Origin of the sequence: Burkholderia sp. COPS (assembly GCF_019425585.1) — a bacterium.
Lineage (GTDB): Bacteria > Pseudomonadota > Gammaproteobacteria > Burkholderiales > Burkholderiaceae > Burkholderia > Burkholderia cepacia.
Map to the genome: position 1 here is coordinate 1 of NZ_WIXR01000025.1, position 11,332 is coordinate 11,332.

Annotated in this window: 11 protein-coding genes and 1 pseudogene; 8 read left to right on the forward strand and 4 right to left on the reverse strand. The window is 63.0% G+C overall.

What is annotated here, in order from left to right; all coding sequences use genetic code 11:
• From FOZ70_RS22720 to FOZ70_RS22750, 7 genes and pseudogenes are all read left to right on the forward strand, one after another.
• The coding region (locus FOZ70_RS22720) for an RHS repeat-associated core domain-containing protein (RefSeq protein ID WP_219706774.1) at positions 1–2,644 on the forward strand (2,644 nt) is incomplete at its 5' end.
• 11 nt (positions 2,645–2,655) lie between these two features.
• On the forward strand, positions 2,656–3,150 hold the full coding sequence (locus tag FOZ70_RS22725) for a hypothetical protein (protein WP_155642013.1): 495 nt from the start codon (positions 2,656–2,658) through the stop codon (positions 3,148–3,150).
• A 399-nt stretch (positions 3,151–3,549) separates the two neighbouring features.
• Positions 3,550–3,930 carry a hypothetical protein gene (locus tag FOZ70_RS22730; RefSeq protein ID WP_155642012.1) on the forward strand — a complete coding sequence of 127 codons (381 nt, stop codon included), beginning with the start codon at positions 3,550–3,552 and terminating at the stop codon, positions 3,928–3,930.
• Positions 3,931–3,937: 7 nt separating this feature from the next.
• Positions 3,938–4,096 (forward strand): hypothetical protein, encoded by a 159-nt coding sequence (locus tag FOZ70_RS38165; protein WP_176131953.1) that lies wholly within the window; start codon positions 3,938–3,940, stop codon positions 4,094–4,096.
• A gap of 49 nt (positions 4,097–4,145) precedes the next feature.
• Positions 4,146–5,300 (forward strand): RHS repeat-associated core domain-containing protein, encoded by a 1,155-nt coding sequence (locus FOZ70_RS22735; RefSeq protein ID WP_258025702.1) that lies wholly within the window; start codon positions 4,146–4,148, stop codon positions 5,298–5,300.
• A gap of 89 nt (positions 5,301–5,389) precedes the next feature.
• Entirely contained in the window at positions 5,390–5,755 is a 366-nt protein-coding gene (locus FOZ70_RS22740; protein WP_219706778.1) for a hypothetical protein, read from the forward strand.
• Between the two features lie 223 nt (positions 5,756–5,978).
• Positions 5,979–6,089: pseudogene (locus FOZ70_RS22750) on the forward strand (Lrp/AsnC ligand binding domain-containing protein); the annotation flags it as partial.
• A 37-nt stretch (positions 6,090–6,126) separates the two neighbouring features.
• Here FOZ70_RS22750 and FOZ70_RS22755 read toward each other — a convergent pair.
• From FOZ70_RS22755 to FOZ70_RS22770, 4 genes are read right to left on the reverse strand one after another with little or no spacing between them, the layout of a single operon-like run.
• A complete protein-coding gene (locus FOZ70_RS22755) occupies positions 6,127–6,720 on the reverse strand; it encodes a peroxidase-related enzyme (RefSeq protein WP_021158377.1) in 594 nt (197 codons plus the stop codon).
• Complete coding sequence (locus FOZ70_RS22760; RefSeq protein WP_193095025.1) at positions 6,717–7,247, reverse strand: hypothetical protein; 531 nt, start codon at positions 7,245–7,247, stop codon at positions 6,717–6,719. The genes FOZ70_RS22755 and FOZ70_RS22760 overlap by 4 nt, the downstream gene beginning before the upstream one ends.
• Positions 7,248–7,291: 44 nt before the next feature.
• Positions 7,292–8,725, reverse strand: coding sequence for an NAD(P)/FAD-dependent oxidoreductase (locus FOZ70_RS22765; protein WP_059709854.1), 1,434 nt, complete (start codon positions 8,723–8,725; stop codon positions 7,292–7,294).
• A complete protein-coding gene (locus FOZ70_RS22770) occupies positions 8,722–9,771 on the reverse strand; it encodes a LysR family transcriptional regulator (RefSeq protein ID WP_219706779.1) in 1,050 nt (349 codons plus the stop codon). Before FOZ70_RS22770 ends, FOZ70_RS22765 begins: the two co-directional genes overlap by 4 nt.
• Before the next feature lie 355 nt (positions 9,772–10,126).
• Here FOZ70_RS22770 and FOZ70_RS22775 point away from each other — a divergent pair, with 355 nt between their 5' ends.
• Entirely contained in the window at positions 10,127–11,320 is a 1,194-nt protein-coding gene (locus tag FOZ70_RS22775; RefSeq protein ID WP_021158383.1) for an ABC transporter substrate-binding protein, read from the forward strand.
• Positions 11,321–11,332 lie beyond the last annotated feature (12 nt).

The window sequence follows — 11,332 nt, forward strand, 5'->3', positions numbered from 1 at the left end:
GTACAACCCGATGGGCCTGCCGATCGGCATCACCGACGCCAGCGGCAAGATCAAGCAGCTCGAGTACAACGCCAACGGCCAGCTCACGCGCTACGTCGACTGTTCGGGCAACGCCAGCCAATGGGCCTACGACGAGCGCGGCCAGCTCGTGCAGTTCACCGATGCGGCCGGCAACATCACCCGCTATCGCTACGAGGCCGGCCAGCTCGCCGCCATCCGCCATGCCGACAACAGCGAAGAACACTTCGAGCGCGATGCCGAAGGCCGCCTGCTGACCCACATCGATGCGCTGGGCCGGCGCACCGAATGGGACTACACCGAGGCCGGGCTGCTCGCCAGCCGGGTGGACGCGGCCGGCCAGACCCTGCGCTACCGGTGGGACAAGCTCGGCCAGCTCACCGCGCTGCGCAACGAAAACGGTCGCGACACCGAGTTCCACTATGACCCGATGGGGCGCCTGCTGGCCGAAACCGGCTTTGACGGCGCCACCACGCGCTACGAGTACGAGGAAACCACTGGCAAGCTGGCGCGGGCCATTGACGGCCAGCGCGTCACCGCCTACACCTTCGACGCCATGGGCCGTCTTGTAGAACGCCGTGCGGCGCTGCAAACCGGCGATGCCGAACCGGGAGAGAAGGATTGGCAGCGCGAGCAGTTTGCCTATGATTTCAACGGCAACCTGGCGCTGGCGACCAATGCCGACAGTCGCCTGCAATGGTTCCACGACGCGGCCGGCAACCTGGTGCGCGAGCATCAGCACTACATCAGCCTGGGCAAGCCGCTGGTAGCGGTATGGCAGCACGAATACGACGCGCTCAACCAGCGCACGGCCACCGTGCGCCCGGACGGGCACCGCGTCAGTTGGTTGACCTACGGCAGCGGCCACCTGCTGGCCCTGCAACTGGACGAGCGCGAACTGGTCAGCTATGAGCGCGACGACCTGCACCGCGAAATCGTCCGCACCCAGGGCAACCACCTGCTGCAAACGCAGCAGTGGGACCAACTCGGCCGTCTCAGCGAACAGGTGCTGGCCCACGAAGCCAAGGGGCTGCCCGGGCAGACGGGCGGCGGCAATCGGCTGCTGGTGCGCCACTACCGCTACGATGCCAGCGGCCAACTCACCAAAATCAACGACACGCGGCGCGGCCAACTGGCCTACCGCTATGACCCGGTGGGCCGGTTGCTGGAAGCGCAAAGCCGCCTCGGCCTTGAAACCTTCGACTTCGACCCGGCCAGCAACCTGATCGACCCGGCCGAACAGCGCGAGGCCGAGCGCCAGCACATGCCGCGCATCAAGGCGCTGGACAACCTGCTCAAGCAATACGCCGGCACCCACTACCAGTACGACGCGCGGGGCAACCAGACAAAACGCTGGAAGAACGGACAGGAAAGCCGTTTTACCTGGGATTTGTTCGACCGGCTCACGCACTACGAAGACGAGCGCCTTGCGGTCGATTACACCTACGACGCACTAGGCAGACGTTTGTCGAAGCACAGCCAGGCGCACTACGAGGAACGCCGCGAGGCCGGGCCGCACTGGAACCGCGGCGAGCGGGTGAAGCGCAATCGTGAACTGCAATGCGGCTTCACGCTGTACGGGTGGGACGGCGACACGCTGGCGTGGGAGAGCAAGATTGCCGACGAGAATGGCTTCGGCGCGCGCACCACGCACTATGTGTACGAGCCGGGCAGCTTTGTGCCGGTGGCACAGGCGGTGCGCGACGATGCTATCGAACTGCTCGACCAGCCCGAGTATGGCGACTACTACCGGCAGGACGAAGACCCGCTGTGGGGCCCTCCACCGCCAGCGCCGGCCATCGACTGCCTGGCCTGGTACCAGTGCGACCACCTGGGCACGCCGCAGGAGTTGACGGACGAGCACAGCGAGATCGCCTGGGCCGCTGAGTATCGTGCCTGGGGAGTGGCGAAAGAAGCACTGCGCAAGGCGTCGGGTGGCCGCGTGGAATTACGCAACCCGACCCGATTCCAGGGGCAGTACCATGACCACGAGACGGGGCTGCACTACAACCGGTATCGGTACTACGATCCGGAGGTGGGGCGGTTCGTCAGCAAGGACCCGATTGGATTTGCAGGCGGGCTGAGTCTGTACCAGTTCACACCGAATCCGGTGGGATGGGCGGATCCGTTGGGGTTGAGTGGCACCATTGCGGTGCCATCGCCTCTGTCTGTCCCCAAAGATGTTCCTGTACCTTCAGTCAGGCCAGCAGGGTTGCTCCTGCCGCTCCTATTGACGGGTGATACCCCCAATCGCCTGCCGTACTACCATGCAACGTATACAAGGACTCATCCAATCACTCGGCAGGTGTATTGTGGGCGAACGTCAGGATATGGTGATCCCAATACGCTGGTGCACAGGCGAGGGCTGCAGCAAGGCCATCTGAATGCGGAAGGATTTGCTCCACCGGTCTTGGATAAGTTCTCTGTAAATCGAGATGCGATACGTGGCCGCGAGCAGCAACTAATCGATTTCCATGGAGGAGCTCGGAGCGTTGGAGGTACAGCGAGGAATATGATCAACGGGGTTTCCGACATTAACCCGCTTGGGAAAATTTATAAAAATTATTCCATTAAAGAATTTGGAGAACTTCCAGACAATTCTCCACCGCGAGCGCGAAATTGGTAATCAAGGCATATATGAAGATCGAATCAAAAGCAAGACAAGAAGTCCTCAGTCTAATACGAGTCGTCGAGAAGATTGACGACATCCTAGGCAGTCTTAACAACAAAGATACCCTCTTGCTCAGGGAGGGGTTTGGGAGATTAAAGATTGAATGCGAGCGCTATATTAATGGTGAAAAACTAGACTTCAAAATATCGGAGTTGCTTACAGGCATCAGGCAGGGACTACGAGAAATGCCGCAACTTCAATTTTTGCGTGATGCTCCTGCCGAGGTACGAGGGAAGTTTTTAGCCGATTTTACTCAGGCCGTGAACTCGGAGCTTCCTGGTTTTTTTGACAAGGAAGGCGAAAAGGCAAGAAAAATTATTGCACGCGGTAAAATAAGAAATCCGGATGAGTTCTATCTGATCGAATTCTTTTTCGAGCAATTACATGACGCAAATCCCGATGGCGAGGACTCGGCTGCACTTCGTCGAATCATGGATGACTTTGAGTTTGGGAGCCGATGAAATTTATAGAATCACTGATTAGTAGGCAATCGCACGAGGTTGTCGTGCGATTGCCGGCGCGGAATGGCCGGATACCGAAGCGAAGCCCCACACATTCGGAGAGGTTTGCCCTGTGGACGCGCCTCATTTCTCGCATTTCTCAGGTGTTGTTGCGTCAATCCGACCGTCACGCGGCGGTCTGACTGACGTTTACACGCAACAAGCGGGGCGGTACCCCTGTTAACAATTCGGGTTCCTGCGTAGATTCTCGATTTTTGCCGCCGAGGCGATGCGCAAGACGAGCGAGCCGAAGGCCTGCCGCACCTGCGCGCGCAGAGTGCGCTGTGCAGGCATCGGTGACAGTACCGAAGGCTTGGCGTCACCTCTATGGTGGACTATCCCCGCTAACGCGATGACACCATGACGACAACCATTGACGAGCTACGGTTTCGTATAAACGCTTTGCGAACAAACTCTAGGCGAAAAGAGGTCGCAGAGATTGCGTTCGCATTAGAGTACCTGTCGTTAACAGTTTCTCCCCTGCCCGGGGATATATTTTCACTATATCTGGAGGTGTTGTCGGATCCTCTAATTTTCTCTAGGCAAGGTATAGAGAGCTTCATTTCTGGAATTTACAACGACTTTGATAAGCTCACCATCGATCAAAAAGGCTTCCTATTGGAAGCCTTGGTTAACAACTCAAAAGGGTATGGCGATGAGAATTTGTGCTTCTCTGTTGGGGATATGATCGCTCGAAAGTACTCCGTCCAAGTTGCACTGGACGCTTTCCGCCGAATGTGAGCCTCGGGTGAAAAAGGCTCCCGATTCATTGCTAAATTCGGCGCATGTTCTATCCCTTTCTCTGCCAAAGCGCGAGGCGGAGCGCCAGCACATGCCGCGCATCAAGGCGCTGGATAACTTGCTCAAGCAATACGCCGGCACCCACTACCAGTACGACGCGCGGTAACCTCAGCAAGCGCTGGCACCAGGGCAAGGAAAGCCGCTACACCTGGGACTTGTTCGACCGCCTCACGCATTTCGAAGACGAGCGCCTGCAGGCCGACTACAGCTACGACGCTTTGGGCCGGCGGCTGACAAAGTACAGCAAGGCGCACTACGAGGAACGTAGAGAAGCAGGGCCGCACTGGAACCGCGCCGAGCGGGTGAAGCGCAACCGCGAGTTGCAATGCGGCTTCACGCTGTACGAGTGGGACGGCGACACAATGGCCTGGGAAAGCAAGATCGCCGACGAAGATGGCTTTGGCGCGCGCACCACGCACTACGTGTACGAGCCGGGCAGTTTTGTGCCAGTGGCGCAGGCCGTGCGCGACGACGCCATCCTTCTGCATGACCAGCCCGAGTACGGCGACTACTACCGGCGGGACGAAGACCCGCTGTGGCTACCGCCACCACCCGCGCCGGCCATCAATAGTCTGGCGTGGTACCAGTGCGACCATCTGTGCACGCCGCAGGAACTGACGGACGAGCACAGCGAGATTGCCTGGGGCGCGGTCAAGGAAGTGATCCGCAAGGCATCCGATGGGCGCGTGGAATTGCGCAACCCGATCCGGTTCCAGGGGCAGTACCATGACCACGAGACGGAGCTGCACTACAACCGATACCGGTACTACGATCCGGAAGTGGGCCGGTTCGTGAGCAAGGACCCGATGAGGTTGGCCGCTGGTATAAACCCGCACGCATACGCGCCCAACCCCGTCAGGTGGGCTGACCCTTTGGGCCTCGACTACGGAATTGGCATTGATCCCGCGGCAGCCGGTGGGAACGGGCACGCGACACTCTATTTCCTGAATGAGCGTGGAGCTTGGTTCGCTTTCAACCAAGGCGCTGCTGGCGAAACATCGTCTGGCGGGAACATCGGATTCTTGACGGGTTCAAATGCACCTGCCGGTGTTAGCATCGAAGCCATTGCAATGCCGCCGGATGGGACGCTTATGTACAAAACCACAACAGATCAAGACAGGGCAATTGCCATGTGCGCCAATGGATCAATGGATGCTCACAATTCTGGTGAACGCAAATACAATCTTTATAGAAATAATTGCAAAGACTCGGTGGTTGATGTGTTGGGCTGTGCCGGCATAAATGTCCCCAATCCAACGTTCACATTTAGACCTAACTCGTGGATAAAGCTTCTTTATCCTAAAAAGTGATGCCTAGTAGAAAACCATCTTGGATCGCCGTATCTTTTGCGTTCTTCTTCCTCGCGCCATCGGCATCTGGATATTCTGAAGAGGTGAGCATGCTACAGTCCACGGAAAAATTTGGCGGAACAGAAATTCATGTCGAGATAGAGAGCGGAAAAGCATATCGAGAAGCCGAAATGGATAAGGCGCTGGTATACGGGAAAATAAGGATAAGTGATTCAAGTGCTGGTGCGATCAACATAAAAGTCAACCTCACTTGTGTATCAATATCGATTAATCAAGTTCGGGGCGAGAGAGTTTATATCGACAGCGTGGCGCACATTCTTCCGGAAAATTATTTGATGAATAATGGCGAGTCCAAAGTGTATTGGAAAATGGAAAGGTTTGTGGACGTCAGAAAATCGAACGGGTCACTTTCAATCAGTTTAAAGAAGGGGTGTTCGCTATTTCCATCCAGATGACGCGGTAACGGCGCTGCATTCCAACCGGTACCGGTACTGCGATCCGGAGGGAGGCGGAGCGGTTTGTTAGCGAGGAGCCGATCGGATACGCCGGAGGCATCAATGTCTACGGCTATGCAAATGGAAACCCGGTAAGCGATGTCGATCTTATTGGTTTGGCTGCTTGCAATGTGCTATTTCCAAGCCGGGGCCTTCTGGCCTGTCAGAGCCTCGTACCGATCCCGTGCATGCCGATTCGCTCGAGCACTTCGATCGCGTGCTCGGCGCGATCCGGTTGATCGACGGGATCGCGAATACCGAGACGAGTATCTTGCTGTCGACGCACAAGGTGTGACGCGGGCGGCGCCTGCGTCATGCTCTTTTTCGTGCGGTCAGGCGTTGGACGCCGGTTCCGGAAACACCGGCTCGCCCAGCGTCAGCATCAACCGGTTCGCCCACGCGAAGATCGCGACCGCGTGCGACAGGTCGAGAATCTCCTCATGGGTCAGCCCTTCGGCTTGCAGCGCGGCGATATCGCGCGCATCGACCGTTTCGGGCCGCTCCGTCAGTGCGATCGCATAACGCACGATCGCGCGTTCGCGCGCCGTCGTGCCGGCCGTCGCCGGATCGTCGAATACCTGCTCGATCGCGTCGGTGCGTTTCGCGAGCTGCGCGAAGCGCTGCGCATGCACGGATGCGCAATACACGCAGCCGTTCACGCGCGACACGGCCGTGCTGGCGAGTTCGCGCTCGGCGCGCGACAGCCCGCCGGGGCCGTACATGATCGCGTTGAACACGCCCGAGCGTTGCCGCAGGATCTCGGGCAGATGGACGAGCAGCAGGTAATAGTCGGATGTCTTCGCTTGCGGGTGGCTCGCGTCGAGCACGGCCAGCTGCTCGGGCGTCGCGGCATCGAGCGAAACGGTGTCGAGCCAGGCGCGCCAGCCGAGCGTGTCGGACGTGAAGCCGTGGGCGGTCGTCGTCATGCGGCCTCCGTTGCAGTGCGTGCCTGAAGCGCCTGCGCGGCAGCGGCGACGCGCAACTGGTACGCGACGAACGCCACGAGCTGCGACAGCGCGACGATCGCGGGCGTCGTGAGCCCGGCCGACTTCAGCGCGTCGAGATCGGACGGGCGCGCATCGACAGGGGCGAGCGTCAGCAGGCGCGCATGCGCCAGGATCGCGCCGATGCGTCGAGGCAGCGCATCGAACGCATCGGCATCCGCGCGTGCGATATCGTCGAGCGTGCCGCCCGCGTCGATCAGCCGCGCGCGATAGGTGTCGGTCAATGCCGGCGCCTTCGATTTGTGCGCGACATACCGGGCCGTGTGCAGTCTTTCGATTAACGAAAGATCGGGCAGCGCGGGATCGAACAGGGCAGCCTCGCTCAGCCGCGTATGAAGCAGCACCTTCTCGCGCGCGCGGCGCAGTGCGGCGATCGCGTTGCCGTCGTGCAGGCCGGCCACCGCATCGATCGTGTCCGGCGCATCGGCCGGCGTGATGGATTCAGTCATCGTTCAGGATTCCTTCGTCGTTTATGTGGTCGATGGGCGAGCACTCATGCATCGGCGTCGCGCCACTCGTCGCCTTGCAGTTCCGCGTTCGCGTATGCGACGAGCGCGTCGTAGTGGCGATCGCGATCCGCGTCGAACAGCCGGCTCGCGATGCCGCGCGCGAGCCGCTCGGCGCCCGCGCTGATCGCCGGGATATCGCCGGACAGCTTGCCGTGGCTCAGGCTCGCCGCATGGTTGAAGCAATGGATTCGCGTGACGGCCGGGCATGCACCGGGCTCGCGTTCCTGGAACGAGAATGCGGGGCCGAGATCGGGCGATTCCGCGAGTTCGTCGAGCCACAAACCCGATGCCGGCCGATAACGATCCTTCCAGCGCCGCACGTGCGAGCCGAACGACGCGAATTCCGCGCGTGTCGTCCAGTCCGAATGAAAGCCCGTCGCGAAGATCAGGAAATCGACGGTGTAGCGCCCGCGCGGCGTCGTCACGTCGAGGCCGTCCGCATGTTCGGCGAGCGTCTCGATCGGGCTGCCCGCATGAAAATGCGCATGCTCGTGACGCGACACGCGCAGCACGCTGTCGCGCGGCGGCGGTGTCTGCGACGTCAGCGCGTAGTGCATGAAGCGCCACTTCGTCGCGTCGTCGAGATCGGCATAGCCGTGCACGAGCCCGGGGCTGCCGATGCCCGTCAGCTTGTTGATGCGCGGAATGTCCGCGCGGCGGAAGAACAGGTCGACGCGTGCGGCGCCGGCTTCGAGCGCGGTACCTGCGTTGTCGAACGCGGACGCGCCCGCGCCGACCACGCCGATGCGCTTGCCCGCGAGCGCCGCGAAGTCGATCGGCTCGGACGAATGCGCCCAACGCGCGCGCGGCGCGCGGTGCGCGACGGGCGGCACGTACGGGCCGCCGAGCCCGTCGCGGCCGGTCGCGAGCACGACGTGCCGCGCGAGCAGCGTCTGCGCTTCGCCGTTGCCGCGCACGTCGAGCGCGAGCAGGCCGTCGTCGCGCGGGCGCAGCGCGACGAGCGTGGTGTCGTTGCGCACCGGCAGGTCGAGCACGCGCCGGTACCAGCGCAGGTAATCCATCCATTGCGTGCGCGGAATCTTGTAGAGCGCGTCCCATGCATCGCGGCCGTATTGCGCTTCGAACCAGGCGCGGAACGTCAGCGCGGGCAGGCCGAGCGCAGGGCCCGCGAGCTGCTTCGGCGAGCGCAGCGTGTCCATCCGCGCGAACGTGACCCATGGCCCTTCGTAACCGGCCGGCGCGCGGTCGATCACGCACTGGTTGTCGATGCCGAGCAGGCGCAGTTCGGCGGCCGCCGCGAGCCCGGCCATGCCGCCGCCGACGATCGCGACGTCGAGCACGCGTGTGCCGTCGGCTTCGCGCGGCGGCACCCACGACGGCGCGGGCAGGTCGAGCCAGCGCAGGTCTTGAGCGAGCCGGGTTTCAAGTGCGTGGAGTGCATCGGCGGGCATCGTCATGCGGCCTCCGGGCGCGTGCGGCGCGATCGTGCCGTGCGTGGCGGGCTGGAAGGGCGTGAAGGATTTGAAGGATTCGAAGGACGTGACGGGCGCCCGGCACGCAGCCGGTCGCCGCGCAGCAGCGCGTCGTGCGCGGCGGCCTCGTGAAAGATCACGTCGTCGAGCAGTGTGCGCGTCGTACGGTGCAGCGCGTCGAGCAGCGCATCGACGGCCGCCGTGCGCGCCTTGCCGGCCGGCGTCGCGACGCCGAACGCGAACGGGATGTCGACGTCGAGCGGGCGGGCGACGACGCCGTCTACCGGCAGGGCGACACCGGTGGCCGGATCGACGATGCCGATCCCGATGCCGGCACGCGCGGCCATCACCGCATTCAGCGACGCATTGGTTTCGATGAAGACGCGTGCGTCGACCCGCGCGGCCGCGAATGCCGCATCGATCCGCTGGCGCAGCCGGTGCCGGTTCGCGACCGTCACGATGCGGCGGCGCGCGAGATCGCGCAGCGCGATGCGCGGCTGCGCCGCGAGCGGGTCGCCGGCGGGCAGCACGGCGACGCAGGGCGTTTGCGCGATCCAGTGCACGTCGAGCCCGGCATGCGCCATCGGCAACGTGACGACGCCGATGTCGGCCGTGCCGGCCAGCACCTCGTGCACGACATGCTCGGCCGATTCGCTGCGCAACTGGTAGTGCGGCGCCTGCGCGCCGTCGGGCAGCGCGGCGAGCGCGGCCGGCACGAGCGTCGCCGCGAGCGAAGGCGTCGCCGCGATGCGCACGGGTTCGGCGGTTTCGTCGCCGAGCGCCCGTGCGCGCGCCTCGATCGCACGCAGGCCGACCAGCGAGCGCTCGACTTCCTCGTAGAGCAGGAAGGCACGCCGTGTCGGCGTGACGCGCGGGCCGTGCCGGTCGAACAGCGCGTAGCCGAGATCGGCTTCGAGCTCCTGGATCTGCCGCGTGACGGCCGGCTGCGAGCGGCCGAGCAGTTCGCCCGCGCCGGTCACGCTGCCGGTCGACATGACCGCGGAAAACGCTTCGAGTTGATGCAGCTCCATGACACCTTCCGATGATGCGATTTGCGCATTGTAGAAGTGTGAGCATGCGTGATTCATATAATGAATTTTGCTATCGACAGCGCGAAAACTGCGAAGCGCAGGATCGTCGCGATGGCCGGACGGACGCGCGTGCGTGCCGGTGGCGACGCGTGACGTACCGGAAACGCCAATCGAATCAACGCGATGCGATGCGTGCCGCCTCATCGCGCGCGGCGGCGCGTGCAGGCGGCCGTTCGCGGGCGTCGCCGGCTTCGCGCCGCGCCCGATATCGATATACGCAAAACTTCGTTGGATCGTCCTGAACCGGATGGTTACATGCCCTCACTCTTTTCGACTGACTGAAGCTGGGGGACGCATGAACGTTTCGGGGAACGACGCACGCGGCGCATGGCGGCGCGTGCTGGGCACGGTGGCGGCGCTCGCTGCCGCATGGGGCTTGTCGACGGGCGGCGCGCTCGCGGCGGGCGTATCGGGCGAGCCGGTGGTGATCGGCGTGAGCGGGCCGCTCACGGGCCAGGACGCGCAATACGGCGAGCAATGGAAGCGCGGCTTCGATCTCGCGCTCGACGAGATCAACGGCAGCGGCGGCATCCATGGCCGGCCGCTCGCGATCGACTTCCAGGACAGCCGGAGCGACCCGCGCCAGGCCGTCGCGATCGCGCAGAAGTTCGTCGCCGATCCGCGCATCGCGATCGAGCTGGGCGACTTCTCCAGCGCGACGTCGATGGCCGCATCGCCGATCTACCAGCGCGGGCAGCTGATCCAGTTCGGCTTCACGAACTCGCATCCGGACTTCACGAAGGGCGGCGATTATCTGTGGAGCACCGCGCTGAGCCAGGCCGAGGAGCAGCCGCTGCTCGCGCGCTACGCGGTGAAGGAGCTCGGCTTCAAGCGGATCGCGGTGCTGTACCTGAACACCGACTGGGGGCGCACCAGCAAGGACATCTTCGCGAAGGCGGTGGCCGGGCTCGGCGCGCAGGTCGTCGCGGCCGAAGGCTACCAGCCGGCGGAGAAGGATTTCCGTTCGACGCTCGTGCGCATCGGCGAATCGAAGCCCGATTCGATCGTGCTGATCTCGTACTACGCGGACGGCGCGCAGATCGTGCGGCAGGCGCGCACGTCGGGCGTCACGCTGCCGATCGCGGCGGTCGGCTCCGTGTATTCGCCGAAATTCCTCGAGCTGGGCGGCGCGGCCGTCGACGGTGTGTATACCGAATCGAACTTCTTCCCGGCCGAACCGCGCCCCGAGGTGCAGGCGTTCGTGCAGCGCTATCGCGCGAAATTCCATGCCGATCCCGATTCGTTCGTCGCGCGCGCATACGACGCGCTGATCTTGTCGGCGGAAGTGCTGCGCCGCTACGGCACGACGCGCCAGGCCGCGCACGACGGCTTCGCGAAAATCAGCGACGTGCCGAGCGTGATCTTCGGCAAGGTGCGCTTCGATCCGCAGACGCGCCGCGTCGCGGGCGCGCGCACCGTGTATCTCGTCGTGAAGCAGGGGCAGTGGGCGCTGTGGGACGGCGCGAAACCGCAGCTCGCGGCGCGCTGACCCCGAACCGCA

What these genes read in the sequence shown, in the direction of transcription:
- FOZ70_RS22770 (WP_219706779.1), bottom strand. Translation starts at nt 9,771, where the DNA reads ATGGAGCTGCATCAACTCGAAGCGTTTTCCGCGGTCATGTCGACCGGC.
- FOZ70_RS22775 (WP_021158383.1), top strand. Translation starts at nt 10,127, where the DNA reads ATGAACGTTTCGGGGAACGACGCACGCGGCGCATGGCGGCGCGTGCTG.
- FOZ70_RS22730 (WP_155642012.1), top strand. Translation starts at nt 3,550, where the DNA reads ATGACGACAACCATTGACGAGCTACGGTTTCGTATAAACGCTTTGCGA.
- FOZ70_RS22755 (WP_021158377.1), bottom strand. Translation starts at nt 6,720, where the DNA reads ATGACGACGACCGCCCACGGCTTCACGTCCGACACGCTCGGCTGGCGC.
- FOZ70_RS22740 (WP_219706778.1), top strand. Translation starts at nt 5,390, where the DNA reads ATGCTACAGTCCACGGAAAAATTTGGCGGAACAGAAATTCATGTCGAG.
- FOZ70_RS22765 (WP_059709854.1), bottom strand. Translation starts at nt 8,725, where the DNA reads ATGACGATGCCCGCCGATGCACTCCACGCACTTGAAACCCGGCTCGCT.
- FOZ70_RS22725 (WP_155642013.1), top strand. Translation starts at nt 2,656, where the DNA reads ATGAAGATCGAATCAAAAGCAAGACAAGAAGTCCTCAGTCTAATACGA.
- FOZ70_RS22760 (WP_193095025.1), bottom strand. Translation starts at nt 7,247, where the DNA reads ATGACTGAATCCATCACGCCGGCCGATGCGCCGGACACGATCGATGCG.